Below are 15,077 nucleotides of genomic sequence, written 5' to 3'. Positions count from 1 at the left end.
TCGCCATGTTACTACCCTGGCTAATATTAATTCCCTTCATTGGTGGGTTCCTGTGCTGGCAGACCGAACGCTTTGGCGTGAAGATGCCGCGCTGGATTGCGCTGATCACCATGGGATTGACGCTCGCGCTTGGTCTGCAACTGTGGTTGCAGGGCGGCTATTCTCTGACCCAGTCTGCGGGTATTCCGCAGTGGCAGTCTGAATTTATCCTGCCGTGGATACCGCGCTTTGGTATCACAATCCACCTCGCCATCGACGGTCTGTCGCTGCTGATGGTGGTGTTGACCGGTCTGCTCGGCGTTCTGGCGGTGCTCTGTTCCTGGAACGAGATTCAAAAATACCAGGGCTTCTTCCACCTGAACCTGATGTGGATCCTGGGCGGCGTTATCGGCGTGTTCCTTGCCATCGACATGTTCCTGTTCTTCTTCTTCTGGGAGATGATGCTGGTGCCGATGTACTTCCTGATCGCGCTGTGGGGCCATAAGGCATCCGACGGTAAAACGCGTATCACGGCGGCCACCAAGTTCTTCATCTACACCCAGGCGAGTGGTCTGGTGATGTTGATTGCTATCCTGGCGCTGGTGTTCGTGCACTACAACGCGACCGGTGTCTGGACCTTCAACTATCAGGACCTGCTGAAAACGCCAATGTCTCACGGCGTCGAATACCTGCTGATGCTGGGCTTCTTCATTGCGTTTGCGGTGAAAATGCCGGTGGTTCCACTGCACGGCTGGCTGCCAGACGCGCACTCCCAGGCACCCACGGCGGGTTCCGTTGACCTGGCGGGGATCTTGCTGAAAACCGCGGCCTACGGTCTGCTGCGCTTTGCGCTGCCGCTGTTCCCGAACGCCTCCGCTGAGTTTGCACCGATTGCGATGTGGCTCGGTGTGATTGGTATCTTCTACGGCGCATGGATGGCTTTCACGCAGTACGACATCAAACGTCTTATCGCGTACACCTCCGTTTCCCACATGGGCTTCGTGCTGATTGCCATCTACACCGGCAGCCAGCTGGCGTACCAGGGGGCGGTGATTCAGATGATTGCACACGGTCTGTCTGCGGCGGGTCTCTTCATCCTCTGTGGTCAGCTGTACGAACGTCTGCATACCCGTGACATGCGCATGATGGGCGGTCTGTGGAGCAAAATTAAGTGGTTGCCAGCCCTGTCGATGTTCTTCGCAGTGGCGACGCTGGGTATGCCGGGTACCGGTAACTTTGTCGGCGAATTCATGATTCTGTTCGGCAGCTTTAAAGTGGTTCCGGTCATTACGGTTATCTCCACTTTCGGCCTGGTCTTCGCGTCCGTTTACTCGCTGGCGATGCTGCATCGCGCTTACTTCGGTAAAGCGAAGAGCCAAATCGCGGCGCAAGAACTGCCGGGAATGTCGCTGCGCGAACTGTTCATCGTTCTGCTGCTGGTCGTACTGCTGGTGCTGCTGGGCTTCTATCCGCAGCCGATTCTGGATACCTCGCATTCCGCGATGGGTAACATCCAGCAGTGGTTTGTTAATTCTGCTTCTAATACAAGGCTGTAAATCGCCATGACAATAACTCCACAACAACTGATCGCGCTGCTACCGCTGCTGATCGTCGGATTGACGGTGGTGGTTGTGATGCTCTCCATTGCGTGGCGACGCAATCACTTCCTGAATGCCACACTGTCGGTTTTAGGTCTGAACGCTGCGTTAGTCTCCCTCTGGTTTGTTGGCCAGGCGGGCGCAATGGATGTCACCCCGCTGATGCGCGTTGACGGTTTTGCGATGCTGTACACCGGGCTGGTCCTGCTGGCGAGCCTGGCGACCTGTACCTTTGCCTACCCTTGGCTCGAAGGCTACAACGACAACAAAGAAGAGTTTTACCTGCTGGTTCTGATTGCCGCCCTCGGCGGGATCCTGCTGGCGAACGCGAACCATCTCGCGGCCCTGTTCCTCGGTATTGAGTTGATCTCACTGCCGCTGTTCGGCCTGATTGGTTATGCGTTCCGTCAGAAGCGCTCTCTGGAAGCGAGTATCAAGTATACGATTCTGTCTGCTGCCGCCTCGTCTTTCCTGCTGTTTGGTATGGCGCTGCTGTACGCACAGTCCGGTAACCTGTCGTTCGTGGCGCTCGGTAAGAGCCTCGGCGACAACATGCTGCACGAACCGCTGCTGCTGGCGGGTCTGGGCATGATGATTGTCGGTCTTGGCTTTAAACTCTCTCTGGTTCCGTTCCACCTGTGGACGCCAGACGTGTATCAGGGCGCTCCGGCTCCTGTCTCCACCTTCCTGGCGACAGCGAGTAAAATCGCGATCTTCGGCGTGGTGATGCGTCTGTTCCTGTACGCTCCAGTGGGTGATAGCGAAGCGGTGCGCGTGGTGCTTGGCATTATCGCCTTCGCCTCCATCATCTTTGGTAACCTGATGGCGCTGAGCCAGACCAACATCAAGCGTCTGCTTGGTTACTCGTCTATCTCCCACCTGGGTTATCTGCTGGTGGCGCTGATTGCCCTGCAGAGCGGCTCCATGTCGATGGAAACCGTCGGTGTTTACCTGGCCGGTTACCTGTTCAGCAGCCTCGGCGCGTTCGGCGTCGTGAGTCTGATGTCCAGCCCGTACCGTGGTCCGGATGCCGATTCACTGTTCTCCTACCGTGGTCTGTTCTGGCACCGTCCGATTCTGTCTGCGGTAATGACGGTGATGATGCTGTCGCTGGCGGGTATCCCGATGACGCTGGGCTTTATCGGTAAGTTCTACGTGCTGGCCGTCGGTGTACAGTCTGGCCTGTGGTGGCTGACGGCTGCGGTGGTTATCGGCTCCGCAATCGGTCTGTACTACTACCTGCGTGTGGCCGTGAGCCTGTATCTGTCGGCGCCACAGCAGCTGAACCGCGATGCACCAACCAACTGGCAGTACAGCGCCGGCGGTATTGTGGTGCTGATCTCCGCGCTGCTGGTACTGATCTTCGGTATCTATCCGCAGCCGCTGATCACCCTGGTGCAGCATGCGATGCCGCTGATGTAATGGTCTCAGACATAAAAAAACCCGCCTCGGCGGGTTTTTTATTGCGGGTGAGCAAAGCGCCACCCGGCAATCAGACTCAAATCAAGCCAGCTGTTTGCGGCTAATCAGCGGCCCATCAATCTTCTTCATCGACCGATCCAGCACTTCCTCAATCACCGATGACAGCTCGTTAAGCTCAAACTTCGCCACGTAGCCATCGGCCTTTACCTTGCGGATATGGTCTTCGTTGGCGTTTCCGGACAGGGAGGAGTGGATCACCACCGGAATATGCTTGAGGATCTCGTCAGATTTGATTTTGCGCGTCAGCGTAAACCCGTCCATCTCCGGCATCTCGAGGTCGGTCAGCACCAGCGCGATTTTATCGGTGATCGGCACGCCTTCGGCCTGCGCCTGTGCAGCCAGCACGCCAATTTTTTCCCACGCTTCTTTGCCGGTAATATGCAGCTGGGCCGGGATGTTCATCGCCTCCAGCCCTTTTTCCAGCATGGAGCGGGCAACCTTAGAATCTTCCGCCACAATTGCCACCGCGCCAGGCTTGATGTTGAATTTGCTGATTTTCAGGTTATTGGCGTGCAGATCGTGGTTCGCCGGGGTGATGTCATACAAAATCTGTTCAACGTCGAGCACCATCGCCAGATCGTTGGTATCCGTCTCTTCATCGAGGCAGGCGATGCTGGTGATGTAGCGTCCGCTGACGGCGGTTTCCGCCGCATGGACCTGCTTCCAGTCCAGACGCATGATGTTTTCTACCGACTCCACGGCAAACGCCTGCACGCTACGGGCGTACTCGGTGATCAGCAGAATGTTCAAACCGGTGGCGGGTTTACAGCCGGCCACCGCCGAAAGATCGATGACCGGGATCACCTGATCGCGGATATTCACCATACCCATCAGCGGCGACTTCATGCCCGCGGGCTTGGTGAATTCCGGCATCGGTACAATTTCACGCAGCTTAAAAACGTTAATGCCAAACAGCTCAGACTTGTTCTCATTCAACGAGGTACCGAGGCGGAACAGCAACAGTTCAAACCGGTTCGACAGGGTCAGATTGGCCCTGTCATCAATATCTTTCTGGAAATTATCCATTTTACCCTCAAGTGAGATGCTTGCCTTTTAATCGTTATCGGCACGCCGAGGGAAAAGTGAAGGGCTAAACGCAAACCTGCATGAAATCGTGGGCCAGCTCGCACTCTTTGAACACTTCCCGGCACTCCGCCAGCAGCGCCGCGCAGCCCTGGGCATCGTAGCGAGAGCTGACGTGGGTGACGATCAGTTTCTGCACGCCCGCGTCTCTGGCAAGAGTTGCCGCCTGACGCGTAGAGCTATGCCCGCGGTTGTTGGCTTTCTCTTCCATCGCCGTCTCAAGGGTCGCCTCGTGGACCAGCAGATCAACGTTGTGCGCCAGAAGCAGCGCTTCAGGGCAGGGCGCCGTATCGCCAAATATCGCCACTTTTTTACCGGAAACCGGAGCCGCGAGATAAGCCTGACCGTTAACAACGCGGCCGTCATCCAGCGTCACGGTTGCGCCATTTTTCAGCTGCTGGAACAGCGGGCCAGGTTTGATGCCGTCGGCAATCAGCGCGGCGGCGTCCAGTGCGCCGGGTTTGTCGTGTTCATCCACACGATAGCCGTAGCACTCCACCGGATGATTCAGCGGCTGCGCGGTCACCGTAAAACGCGCGTCCTGGAATACCTCGCCTTCAGCGATCTCGATCACCTCCAGCGGATAATCGGTCCACGACCCGCTCAGGCGCAGCGTAGTCTCGACAAACGCCTGAATGCCCTTCGGACCGTAGATCGTCAGCGGTCTGGCGTTCCCGGCCATCGAGCGGCTGCATAGCAGCCCTGGCAGGCCAAACAGGTGGTCGCCGTGCAGGTGAGTGATAAAAATTTTATCCAGCTTGCCGGGGTGATACGCGGTGTGTAACAGCTGATGCTGCGTCCCTTCACCACAGTCGAAAAGCCATAAACCCGCGTGCGTCGGGTGCTGTAAATCGAGCAGGATTGCCGTCACATTTCGTGATCGGGTTGGCACACCGGCGGACGTACCGAGAAAAATCAGTTCCATAACATCATCAGACTCTATGACTCACGAGAAGTGTTTAGTATAACGGGATGATACTTAAGAAGGAGCCTGACATGATCCAGTGGCAAGATTTACATCACAGTGAACTGACCGTTTCCGCCCTTTACGCGTTACTCAAATTACGTTGCGAAGTGTTTGTCGTCGAGCAGACCTGCCCCTATCAGGATATCGACGGCGATGACCTGGTCGGTGAGAACCGCCATATCCTCGGCTGGAAAGATGACGCGCTGGTGGCGTATGCGAGGATTCTGAAAAGTGAAGACGATTTCGACCCGGTGGTGATTGGTCGGGTGATCATCAGCAGTAACGCGCGAGGTGAAAAACTCGGCTATAAGCTGATGGAGCAGACGCTCGAATCCTGCAAAAAACAGTGGCCAGACAAGGCGTTATATCTCGGCGCGCAGGCGCATCTGCAGCCATTCTATGCCCACTTTGGGTTCGCCCCGGTAACAGAGGTGTACGACGAAGACGGTATTCCACATATCGGCATGGCGAGAGAAGCGAAACAGGCGTAATAGCCTGTCGTTGTCTATAGTTAGGGACTGAAGCACTCACATGGAGAAAAATATGTCATTTCAATCCTGGGATTCCCGTATCGACGACGACCTGGCGCTGCTTAGTGAAACACTGGAAGAGGTGCTGCGCTCTTCAGGCGACCCGGCAGACCAAAAGTATATTGAGCTGAAAGCGCGTGCTGAACAGGCGCTGGAAGAGGTCAAACACCGCGTCAGCAATGCCTCCGACAACTACTATTACCGCGCCAAAAAAGCGGTCTATCGTGCCGATGATTACGTGCACGAAAAACCGTGGCAGGGCATTGGCGTAGGGGCGGCTGCCGGCCTGGTGCTGGGGCTTCTGCTCTCCCGCCGCTAAGTTTATGCAAAAACGGTGACCCCTCCCTAAACGTGGGTACTGCTTTTTAGGCTAAGTACCCCGTATAATGTGAGGTTTTAACAGGGAGAGGTCAGCGTGCATTCGATTTCAATTGCGATTGAACGTCTTGGTCATTTTCTGGCTCAAGCGTTTCCGCCGACACCCGGCACGCGTCATGTCGACGTCTCTTTCCCGTTAAACGATGCCTTCGATCCCCTGGCCTGGCTGGGTGCTCAGGTGGCCTATCCTCAGTTTTACTGGCAACAGCGTAGTGGTGAGGAAGAGCTGGCCGCCCTCGGCGCGGTGCACCATTTCTCGTCACTCTCGCTCGCCCGCCAGTTTCTCCAGACTCACGAACTTTCCGATGACACCCGCATTTGCGGCCTGAATGCGTTTGCTCCCGAAAAGAGCCACCTGTTTCTGCCGCGCCTGCTCTGGCTGCGTCTGGGGGGCGTGGCGACACTCCGACTGAACCTGTCGAGCGACCATTCGCTTGCGGATGATGCGCAGCAGGCGAGAGCCTTTTTACAGCAGCTCTCACCCGCCAGAACAATCACCCCGCTCGCTCCGCACAAGGTGCGCGAAACGCATCTGCCTGAAAAACCGGAGTGGCTGCGGCTGATTTCGCAGGCCACCGAGACCATTGCCAGCGGTGCATTCGAAAAAGTGGTGCTGGCGCGGGCGACGGATTTGCACTTTGACCGGGGCATCAACGCCATTGCTCTGATGGCAGCCAGCCGTCGGCTGAACTTCAACTGCTACCATTTCTGCATGGTTTTCGATGCTCACAGCGCGTTTATGGGCTCCTCGCCGGAGCGTTTATGGCGCCGACGCGGCAACCACCTTCGCACCGAAGCGCTGGCGGGCACCGTGGCCAGTCATCCTGACGATCGCCAGGCTCAGCATCTGGGCGAATGGCTGCTGGCCGACGACAAAAACCAGCGTGAAAACATGCTGGTGGTGGAAGACATCTGTCAGCGGCTACAGCACCATACCCAGGCGCTGGAAGTGCTTCCGGCGCAAATCGTTCGTCTGCGCAAGGTGCAGCATCTGCGCCGCTGTATCTGGACCGATTTAAAACACCCCGATGACGAGCAGTGCCTCCAGCTATTGCAGCCGACGGCCGCTGTCGCCGGTTTGCCGCGCCTGTCAGCACGCGATTTTATTCAGACACATGAACCGTTCGACCGGGAGTGGTACGCCGGATCGGCCGGATACCTCTCTTTGGCACAAAGTGAGTTTTGCGTGGCGCTTCGCAGCGCGCGCGTCAGTGATTCAGCAGTCAGACTGTATGCCGGGGCAGGGATTGTCAGTGGGTCCGTGCCTGAGGACGAGTGGCAGGAGATAGAAAACAAAGCCGCAGGGCTGAGAACACTGCTCCTTATGGATTAATACTGAGTCGCACATTCCCGATTCATATCAAAATTCAATCACTCTCTATTATTTATACTGTGTCTTAATATTGATACCGGACAATTTCATGTCAGTAAGTTCTTTTAACCGCCGCTGGGCGACGGTCATTCTTGAAGCCCTGACGCGCCATGGCGTCAGGCATGTGTGTATTGCGCCGGGCTCACGTTCTACGCCGCTGACGCTGGCGGCGGCAGAAAACCGGGCGTTTATTCATCACACCCATTTTGATGAACGCGGTCTTGGTCATCTGGCGCTCGGGCTGGCAAAAGTCAGCCAGGCACCCGTGGCGGTGATTGTGACGTCCGGTACGGCGGTGGCAAATCTCTATCCGGCTCTGATTGAAGCCGGGCTGACGGGCGAAAAACTCATTCTCCTCACCGCCGATCGTCCGCCCGAACTGATCGACTGCGGCGCCAACCAGGCGATCCGCCAGCCGGGTATCTTTGCTTCTCATCCATCCCAGTCGATCGCGTTACCGCGCCCGACCCAGGACATTCCCGCCAGCTGGCTGGTCTCGACGCTTGATAACGCGCTCGGCTCCCTGCGCAGTGGCGCACTGCACATCAACTGCCCGTTCGCCGAACCGCTGTACGGCGAAATGGACGACACCGGCGTTGAGTGGCAGCAAGCCCTCGGCAACTGGTGGCGCAGCGATAAACCCTGGCTGCGCGTACAAACGCATCTTGAAAGCGCCAGACAGCGCGACTGGTTTTTCTGGCGACAAAAGCGCGGCGTCGTTCTCGCCGGGCGCATGAGCGCCGCCGAGGGCAAGCTGGTGGCCGAATGGGCGCAAACCCTGGGCTGGCCGCTGATTGGCGATGTGCTTTCGCAAACCGGGCAGCCGCTGCCGTGCGCCGATCTCTGGCTGGGAAATGCCAAAGCGGTAACGGAACTGTCGCAGGCACAAATTGTGGTTCAGCTCGGCTCAAGCCTCACGGGTAAACGCCTGTTACAGTGGCAGGCCACCTGCGAGCCGGAAGAGTACTGGCTGGTGGACCCGCTAGAAGGACGGCTGGATCCGGCGCACCATCGCGGGCGTCGTCTGGTCAGCACCATCGACGAATGGCTGGATGCGCATCCGGCGGAAAAACGCCAGCCGTGGGCGACGGATATTCCGGCCTTGTCGCGTCAGGCCTGGGAGTTAACCTCCCGCCAGTGCGAAGGCTTTGGCGAGGCTGAGCTGGCGCACCGCATCCGCCACTATCTGCCGGAGCAGGGCCAGCTCTTTGTTGGCAACAGCCTGGTGGTGCGTCTGATTGATGCCCTGTCAAAACTGCCGGCCGGGTATCCGGTCTACAGCAACCGTGGCGCCAGCGGGATTGACGGTTTGATCTCTACGGCGGCGGGCGTGCAGCGCGCCAGCGCGAAATCGACCCTGGCGATTGTCGGGGATTTATCGGCGCTGTATGACCTGAACGCGCTGGCACTGCTGCGCCAGGTCTCCGCGCCGTTTGTGCTGATTGTGGTGAACAATAACGGCGGGCAGATTTTCTCCCTGCTGCCGACGCCGCAAAGCGAGCGCGAGCGTTTCTATCTGATGCCGCAAAACGTCCAGTTTGAACACGCTGCGGCGATGTTTAGCCTCAAATACCATCGCCCGGAGAGCTGGGCCGATCTCGACGACGCGCTCAGTCGCGCCTGGCGGCAGCCGGGCACCACGCTGATTGAGCTGGTGGTCAACGATTCCGACGGCGCGCAGACGCTGCAAAGCCTGCTCGCCCAGGTGAGCCATCTATGATTCTGGCCGGTCAAAGACGTGCCGGTAAGCCAGGGTTGCCCTGGCTGGTCTTCCTGCACGGTTTTTCCGGCGACTGTCGCGAATGGCAGACGGTGGGCGCTAAGCTGCCCGATCATCCGCGGCTGTATCTGGATCTCCCAGGGCACGGCGGTTCACAGGATATTGCCGTCTCTGGGTTCAGCGACGTGAGCCAGCTGCTGACTAATACGCTGCTTAGTTACAACATACTTAACTACTGGCTGGTGGGGTACTCCCTTGGCGGCCGCATTGCGATGGTTCATGCCTGTCAGCAGCCGAAAGGGCTGGCGGGGCTGATTGTCGAGGGCGGTCATCCGGGCCTGTGCGACGCGACAGAGCGAGAGGCGCGAGCCGAATCTGACCGCCGCTGGGCGCAACGTTTTCGCGATGAACCGCTGCCGTCAGTGTTTCGTGCCTGGTATCAGCAGCCGGTTTTTGCCTCACTGACTGACGCGCAGCGTGACGAACTCATTGCCCTGCGCAGCCAAAATAATGGCGCGACCCTTGCCGCCATGCTGCAGGCCACCTCCCTGGCGAACCAACCTGATTTACGCGCGGCGCTGAACGCCCGCACGACGCCTTTTCACTATGTGTATGGCGAGCGCGACGAGAAGTTTGCAGCCCTCGCGGCTGAACTTAACGCCGAACGCCATGTGATTCCCAATGCCGGACACAACGCCCACCGGGACAATCCCGCTGCGGTTGCCACGAGTCTGGCGCAGATACTGCGTTTTCGAATAAAGGACATCCCATGATCTACCCTGATGAACAAATGCTGTATGCCCCCGTTGAATGGCAAGACTGCTCCGAAGGCTATACGGATATTCGTTACCACAAATCGACGGACGGTATTGCCAAAATCACCATCAACCGTCCGCAGGTGCGTAACGCGTTTCGTCCCCTGACCGTGAAAGAGATGATGCAGGCGCTGGCCGATGCACGTTACGACGATAACGTCGGCGTGATCGTTCTGACCGGCGAAGGCGACAAAGCTTTCTGCGCGGGCGGCGATCAGAAAGTGCGCGGCGACTACGGCGGGTATCAGGATGACTCCGGCGTACATCACCTGAATGTGCTCGACTTCCAGCGCCAGATCCGCACCTGTCCAAAACCGGTCGTGGCGATGGTTGCTGGCTACTCCATCGGTGGCGGCCACGTGCTGCACATGATGTGTGATCTGACGATTGCCGCGGAGAACGCCATTTTCGGCCAGACCGGTCCGAAAGTCGGCTCCTTCGACGGCGGCTGGGGTGCGTCCTATATGGCGCGCATTGTCGGTCAGAAAAAGGCGCGTGAAATCTGGTTCCTGTGCCGTCAGTACGATGCCAAAGAGGCGCTGGATATGGGCCTCGTCAACACGGTGGTGCCGATTGCCGATCTGGAAAAAGAGACCGTTCGCTGGTGTCGCGAAATGCTGCAAAACAGCCCAATGGCGCTGCGCTGCCTGAAAGCGGCGCTGAACGCCGACTGCGACGGTCAGGCCGGTCTGCAGGAGCTGGCGGGTAACGCCACTATGTTGTTCTACATGACCGAAGAAGGGCAGGAAGGCCGCAACGCGTTTAACGAAAAACGCCAGCCGGACTTCAGCAAATACAAACGGAATCCGTAATGCGTCGCGCGCAGGTTTACCGCTGGCAGATACCCATGGACGCGGGCGTGGTGCTGCGTGAACGGCGGTTAAAAACCCGTGACGGTCTCTTCGTCCATCTGCAGCAGGGTGAAAAGCAGGGCTGGGGCGAAATCTCGCCGCTGCCGGGCTTTAGCCTTGAGTCTCTTGAGGACGCCCAGGCCGCGCTGCTGAGTTGGGTGAATGCCTGGCGCGAAGGGGCTTCTCCGGCACTGCCGGAGGTGCCTTCTGCCGCCTTCGGTATTAGCTGCGCGCTGGCCGAGCTGGACGGCACGCTGCCGGACGCGGCGGATTACCGCGCCGCGCCGCTCTGCTCGGGCGATCCGGACGAACTGTTTGCCGCCCTTAGCGCTATGCCCGGCGAGAAAGTCGCCAAGGTCAAAGTGGGCCTGTACGAAGCGGTACGCGATGGCATGGTGGTCAATTTGCTGCTCGAAGCGATTCCGGATTTGCGTCTGCGTCTGGATGCAAACCGCGCGTGGACGCCGCTCAAGGCGCAGCAGTTCGCGAAGTACGTCAATCCGGCGTATCGCGATCGCATCGCATTTATGGAAGAGCCGTGCAAAACCCGCGACGACTCGCGCGCCTTTGCGCAGGAGACGGGAATTGCCATTGCCTGGGATGAAAGCCTGCGTGAAGCGGATTTCCAGTTTCTCGCCGAGCCGGGCGTGAGTGCGGTGGTGATCAAGCCGACGCTGACGGGCAGCCTGGACAAGGTGCGCAAGCAGGTGGCTGCGGCCCACGCTCTCGGCCTGACGGCGGTGATCAGTTCCTCCATTGAGTCGAGCCTTGGCCTGACGCAACTGGCGCGGATTGCCGCGTGGCTCACCCCGCAGACCATTCCGGGGCTGGACACGCTCAATCTGATGCAGGCCCAGCTGGTGCGTCGCTGGCCGGAGAATACGCTCCCGCTGGTGGACGTTGAGGCGCTGGAGCCACTGCTATGAGCTTTACCGACTGGCCGTGGCGGCACTGGTGTCAGCAAAAAGCCGACAAACCCGCGCTGCGCCTGAACAGTGACACGCTGACCTGGCATCAGCTGTGCCAGCGCGTTGATGCGCTGGCAAGCGGCTTCCGTCAGCAGGGCGTGCAGGATGGCGACGGGGTAATGCTGATGGCGCAAAACCATCCCAGCACTCTGCTGGCCTGGCTGGCATTACTGCAATGCGGCGCGCGGATTTTACCCGTCAACCCGCAGCTTCCACGTCCGCTGCTGAATGTATTAATTCCCCAGATGACGTTGCGTTTTGCGCTGGTGCTGGACGGCGAGTTCGACGGATTGCCAACGGTGTTGATGCGCGAATCAGCAGGTCACTACGCCGCCCCCTGGCAACCTTCGCGGCTGGCGTCCATGACGCTCACCTCCGGGTCCACCGGTCTGCCAAAAGCGGCGGTACATACCTGCGACGCGCATCTTGCCAGCGCGCAGGGGGTGCTCTCTCTGATGCCTTATGGCGACGATGATGACTGGCTGCTTTCCCTGCCTCTTTTTCATGTCTCCGGACAGGGGATTTTGTGGCGTTGGCTGCTGGCCGGCGCGCGATTAACCGTGCGTGAAAAACAGCCCCTGGAGCAGATGCTGGAAGGCTGCACGCATGCCTCGCTGGTGCCGACGCAGCTCTGGCGTTTGCTGAATCACCCTGATCCTGTCGCCCTCCGGGCCGTCCTGCTGGGCGGCGCGGCGATCCCCGTTGAGTTAACCCTTCGGGCGCAAGAGCAGGGGATCAAAACCTGGTGCGGATACGGGCTGACGGAATTCGCCTCGACAGTTTGTGCCAAAGAAGCCGACGGGCAACCGGATGTCGGGAGTGCGCTACCGGGGCGCGAGGTCAAGATTGTTGAAGGTGAGGTCTGGCTCCGGGCCAAAAGTATGGCCAGCGGCTACTGGCGCGACGGTGGATTAGCGCCGCTTGCCAATGCGCAAGGCTGGTTTGCTACCCGCGATCGTGGAGAGTTACATGACGGCCGTCTGACTCTTGTCGGGCGCATGGATAATCTCTTTTTCAGCGGCGGAGAAGGCATTCAGCCGGAAGAGCTGGAGCGCGTCATTAGCGGGCATCCGCTGATTCATCAGGTTTTCATCGTGCCGCTGGACGACGCCGAATTTGGTCAGCGACCGGTGGCGGTGGTCGAATGCGCAGAAAACGCGGATATCACGACCTTCCCGGAGTGGGTGGGCGATAAGCTGGCGCGTTTCCAGCAGCCGCGGCACTGGCTGGTTTTGCCCGCTGAGCTAAAAAGCGGTGGGATCAAAATCTCCCGTCGGGCGCTGCAGCAGTGGGTGAACGCTTTTCTGAAAGGCTAGCATTTTCAGGCAGCTGCTGCGGCGGGCTAACGCCAGAAAGTTTCAAATCGTTACAATCTAAACGTCATACGCACCGATAGCGCATTGATCCCTGGATTTCTCGGGTTAAAATCGCGCGGTTTTGGGATATCTATTTTAAATGAGTGCGGGATCACGACAATGAAAAAAGTGGCATTACTGGGCCTGAGCGGCCTGATGTTTGTATCTGCGGCGGCAAATGCAATCTCTTTTAGCGGCCAGGCGGGTAAGGATTACACCCACCTCGGTTTTGGCATGGGCACAGAGACCTCCGGCCTGGCGATGACCGGCGGCTGGACTCACAACGATGACGACGGCGATGCCGCGAGCCTCGGTCTGGGTCTTAACATCCCGCTGGGTCCATTCCTGGCGACCGTTGGCGGGAAAGGTATCTACACTAACCCGAACGACGGCGACGAAGGCTACGCAGCAGCAGTGGGCGGCGGTTTGCAGTGGAAAATCGGCGACAGCTTCGGTCTGTTTGGTGAGTACTACTACTCTCCGGATTCCCTCTCCAGCGGTATCGACAGCTATGAAGAAGCCAACGCCGGTGCGCGCTGGACGATCATGCGTCCGATCACCATCGAAGCCGGTTATCGCTACCTGAATCTCGCCGGTAAAGACGGCAACCGCGACAATGCGCTGGCCGATGGCCCGTACGTGGGCGTGAGCGCAGGATTCTGATTTTAGGGTGCGGCGTCCTGCCGCACCTGTTTCTCTCTTCCCCCCACATCTGATTGCGCTATAGTGTTTCCACTAAATAAGTGGGAGAACACGATGATAAGCGTGGAAATGTTGTCCACTGGCGACGAAGTGCTGCATGGACAAATTACCGATACCAATGCGGCCTGGCTGGCCAATTTTTTCTTTGAGCAGGGTTTACCGTTAACGCGCCGTAATACCGTCGGCGATAGCCTCGAGTCGCTGGTCAACGTGCTGCGTGAGCGTAGCGAACATGCGGATGTCCTGATCGTCAACGGTGGCCTCGGGCCAACCAGCGACGACCTCAGCGCACTGGCAGCGGCGACGGCCAAAGGCGAAGGGCTAGTGCTGCATAAAGAGTGGCTGGTGCAGATGGAGCGCTTCTTCAGCGAGCGTGGCCGGGTGATGGCGCCCAGCAACCGCAAGCAGGCGGAAATCCCCGCCAGCGCCGAGTTTATTAATAATCCAGTCGGCACGGCCTGCGGTTTTGCGGTCAAGCTGAACCGCTGCCTGATGTTCTTTACCCCCGGCGTTCCCTCTGAATTTAAAGTGATGGTCGAGCAGGAAATTATGCCGCGCCTGCGCGAGCGGTTCACACTGCCGGAGCCACCGATTTGCCTGCGCCTCACCACCTTTGGCCGTTCGGAAAGCGATCTGGCGCAAAGTCTCGATCCCCTTGAGCTGCCGGAAGGGGTATCGATGGGCTACCGCTCCTCAATGCCCATTATCGAGCTGAAACTGACCGGCCCGGCGACGCAAAAAGCGGCGATGCTGGCGGCATGGCCTGAGGTGCAGCGCGTAGCGGGTGAAAATCTGATCTTTGAAGGCACGGAAGGATTACCGGCGCAAATCGCCCGTCATCTTCAGGAGCGTCAATTGAGCCTGACCCTGAGCGAGCAGTTCACCGGTGGTTTGCTGGCGCTGCAACTCTCGCGGGTAAACGCCTCGCTACTGGCGAGCGAAGTGGTGCCATCGCAGGAAGAGACGCTCGCGCAAACCGCCCACTGGACGGCCGATCGTCGGGTCAACCATTTCGCCGGATTGGCGCTGGCGGTGACTGGCCTTGAAGATGAGCATCTCAATTTTGCCCTCGCCACACCGCAGGGCACTCACGCTCTGCGCGTGAAAATGAGCGCCACGCGCTACAGCCTGCAGGTGCGCCAGGAGGTGTGTGCGATGATGGCGTTGAATATGCTGCGCCGCTGGCTGAATGGCAAAGAGGTCGCCAGCGATCATGGCTGGATTGAGGTGGTGGAAACACTGTTTATCGAGTGAAAAAACCGGGGCAAAACGCCCCG

Annotated in this window: 14 protein-coding genes; 12 read left to right on the top strand and 2 right to left on the bottom strand. The window is 58.6% G+C overall.

Annotated elements, in window-relative coordinates; translation table 11 throughout:
- Nucleotides 1–5 precede the first annotated feature (5 nt).
- Both nuoM and nuoN read left to right on the top strand, forming a co-directional pair.
- On the top strand, nucleotides 6–1,535 hold the full coding sequence (gene nuoM, locus ABIE11_RS06915; RefSeq protein ID WP_100779456.1) for an NADH-quinone oxidoreductase subunit M: 1,530 nt from the start codon (nucleotides 6–8) through the stop codon (nucleotides 1,533–1,535).
- A 6-nt stretch (nucleotides 1,536–1,541) separates the two neighbouring features.
- Nucleotides 1,542–2,999: an NADH-quinone oxidoreductase subunit NuoN gene (gene nuoN / locus ABIE11_RS06910; RefSeq protein WP_100779457.1), complete on the top strand. Its 1,458-nt coding sequence runs from the start codon at nucleotides 1,542–1,544 to the stop codon at nucleotides 2,997–2,999.
- 81 nt (nucleotides 3,000–3,080) lie between these two features.
- Here nuoN and ABIE11_RS06905 read toward each other — a convergent pair whose 3' ends face one another.
- Together ABIE11_RS06905 and rnz are read right to left on the bottom strand one after the other, a co-directional pair.
- Complete coding sequence (locus ABIE11_RS06905) at nucleotides 3,081–4,085, bottom strand: chemotaxis protein (protein ID WP_100779458.1); 1,005 nt, start codon at nucleotides 4,083–4,085, stop codon at nucleotides 3,081–3,083.
- Between the two features lie 64 nt (nucleotides 4,086–4,149).
- Nucleotides 4,150–5,067, bottom strand: a complete 918-nt coding sequence (gene rnz, locus ABIE11_RS06900; RefSeq protein ID WP_429184190.1) for a ribonuclease Z — start codon at nucleotides 5,065–5,067, stop codon at nucleotides 4,150–4,152.
- Nucleotides 5,068–5,138: 71 nt separating this feature from the next.
- Between rnz and ABIE11_RS06895 the strand changes: the two genes are divergently transcribed.
- From ABIE11_RS06895 to ABIE11_RS06850, 10 genes are all read left to right on the top strand, one after another.
- Nucleotides 5,139–5,600, top strand: a complete 462-nt coding sequence (locus tag ABIE11_RS06895) for a GNAT family N-acetyltransferase (RefSeq protein WP_100779460.1) — start codon at nucleotides 5,139–5,141, stop codon at nucleotides 5,598–5,600.
- Nucleotides 5,601–5,652: 52 nt separating this feature from the next.
- Nucleotides 5,653–5,958, top strand: a complete 306-nt coding sequence (gene elaB / locus ABIE11_RS06890; RefSeq protein ID WP_100780844.1) for a stress response protein ElaB — start codon at nucleotides 5,653–5,655, stop codon at nucleotides 5,956–5,958.
- Nucleotides 5,959–6,054: 96 nt separating this feature from the next.
- Nucleotides 6,055–7,350: an isochorismate synthase MenF gene (gene menF, locus ABIE11_RS06885; protein ID WP_100779461.1), complete on the top strand. Its 1,296-nt coding sequence runs from the start codon at nucleotides 6,055–6,057 to the stop codon at nucleotides 7,348–7,350.
- An 88-nt stretch (nucleotides 7,351–7,438) separates the two neighbouring features.
- Complete coding sequence (gene menD / locus ABIE11_RS06880; RefSeq protein ID WP_142503413.1) at nucleotides 7,439–9,109, top strand: 2-succinyl-5-enolpyruvyl-6-hydroxy-3-cyclohexene-1-carboxylic-acid synthase; 1,671 nt, start codon at nucleotides 7,439–7,441, stop codon at nucleotides 9,107–9,109.
- Complete coding sequence (gene menH, locus ABIE11_RS06875) at nucleotides 9,106–9,882, top strand: 2-succinyl-6-hydroxy-2,4-cyclohexadiene-1-carboxylate synthase (RefSeq protein ID WP_429184189.1); 777 nt, start codon at nucleotides 9,106–9,108, stop codon at nucleotides 9,880–9,882. Before menD ends, menH begins: the two co-directional genes overlap by 4 nt.
- Nucleotides 9,879–10,736, top strand: a complete 858-nt coding sequence (gene menB / locus ABIE11_RS06870; RefSeq protein ID WP_100779464.1) for a 1,4-dihydroxy-2-naphthoyl-CoA synthase — start codon at nucleotides 9,879–9,881, stop codon at nucleotides 10,734–10,736. The genes menH and menB overlap by 4 nt, the downstream gene beginning before the upstream one ends.
- Nucleotides 10,736–11,701, top strand: coding sequence for an o-succinylbenzoate synthase (gene menC, locus ABIE11_RS06865; RefSeq protein WP_429184188.1), 966 nt, complete (start codon nucleotides 10,736–10,738; stop codon nucleotides 11,699–11,701). Before menB ends, menC begins: the two co-directional genes overlap by 1 nt.
- A complete protein-coding gene (menE, locus tag ABIE11_RS06860) occupies nucleotides 11,698–13,059 on the top strand; it encodes an o-succinylbenzoate--CoA ligase (RefSeq protein WP_429184187.1) in 1,362 nt (453 codons plus the stop codon). The genes menC and menE overlap by 4 nt, the downstream gene beginning before the upstream one ends.
- A 159-nt stretch (nucleotides 13,060–13,218) precedes the next feature.
- Complete coding sequence (locus ABIE11_RS06855; RefSeq protein WP_100779467.1) at nucleotides 13,219–13,761, top strand: YfaZ family outer membrane protein; 543 nt, start codon at nucleotides 13,219–13,221, stop codon at nucleotides 13,759–13,761.
- Between the two features lie 93 nt (nucleotides 13,762–13,854).
- Nucleotides 13,855–15,054 carry a nicotinamide mononucleotide deamidase-related protein YfaY gene (locus tag ABIE11_RS06850; protein WP_429184186.1) on the top strand — a complete coding sequence of 400 codons (1,200 nt, stop codon included), beginning with the start codon at nucleotides 13,855–13,857 and terminating at the stop codon, nucleotides 15,052–15,054.
- Nucleotides 15,055–15,077 lie beyond the last annotated feature (23 nt).

This window comes from Lelliottia sp. 489, assembly GCF_050435885.1.
GTDB classification, from domain to species: Bacteria; Pseudomonadota; Gammaproteobacteria; order Enterobacterales; family Enterobacteriaceae; genus Enterobacter; species Enterobacter nimipressuralis.
The sequence above is the reverse complement of the archived record's forward strand: the minus strand, read 5'-3'. Positions and strand labels throughout refer to the sequence as shown.

Coding starts and splice junctions, on each gene's coding strand:
- nuoM (WP_100779456.1), top strand. CDS start 6: ATGTTACTACCCTGGCTAATATTAATTCCCTTCATTGGTGGGTTCCTG.
- nuoN (WP_100779457.1), top strand. CDS start 1,542: ATGACAATAACTCCACAACAACTGATCGCGCTGCTACCGCTGCTGATC.
- ABIE11_RS06905 (WP_100779458.1), bottom strand. CDS start 4,085: ATGGATAATTTCCAGAAAGATATTGATGACAGGGCCAATCTGACCCTG.
- rnz (WP_429184190.1), bottom strand. CDS start 5,067: ATGGAACTGATTTTTCTCGGTACGTCCGCCGGTGTGCCAACCCGATCA.
- ABIE11_RS06895 (WP_100779460.1), top strand. CDS start 5,139: ATGATCCAGTGGCAAGATTTACATCACAGTGAACTGACCGTTTCCGCC.
- elaB (WP_100780844.1), top strand. CDS start 5,653: ATGTCATTTCAATCCTGGGATTCCCGTATCGACGACGACCTGGCGCTG.
- menD (WP_142503413.1), top strand. CDS start 7,439: ATGTCAGTAAGTTCTTTTAACCGCCGCTGGGCGACGGTCATTCTTGAA.
- menH (WP_429184189.1), top strand. CDS start 9,106: ATGATTCTGGCCGGTCAAAGACGTGCCGGTAAGCCAGGGTTGCCCTGG.
- menB (WP_100779464.1), top strand. CDS start 9,879: ATGATCTACCCTGATGAACAAATGCTGTATGCCCCCGTTGAATGGCAA.
- menC (WP_429184188.1), top strand. CDS start 10,736: ATGCGTCGCGCGCAGGTTTACCGCTGGCAGATACCCATGGACGCGGGC.
- menE (WP_429184187.1), top strand. CDS start 11,698: ATGAGCTTTACCGACTGGCCGTGGCGGCACTGGTGTCAGCAAAAAGCC.
- ABIE11_RS06855 (WP_100779467.1), top strand. CDS start 13,219: ATGAAAAAAGTGGCATTACTGGGCCTGAGCGGCCTGATGTTTGTATCT.
- ABIE11_RS06850 (WP_429184186.1), top strand. CDS start 13,855: ATGATAAGCGTGGAAATGTTGTCCACTGGCGACGAAGTGCTGCATGGA.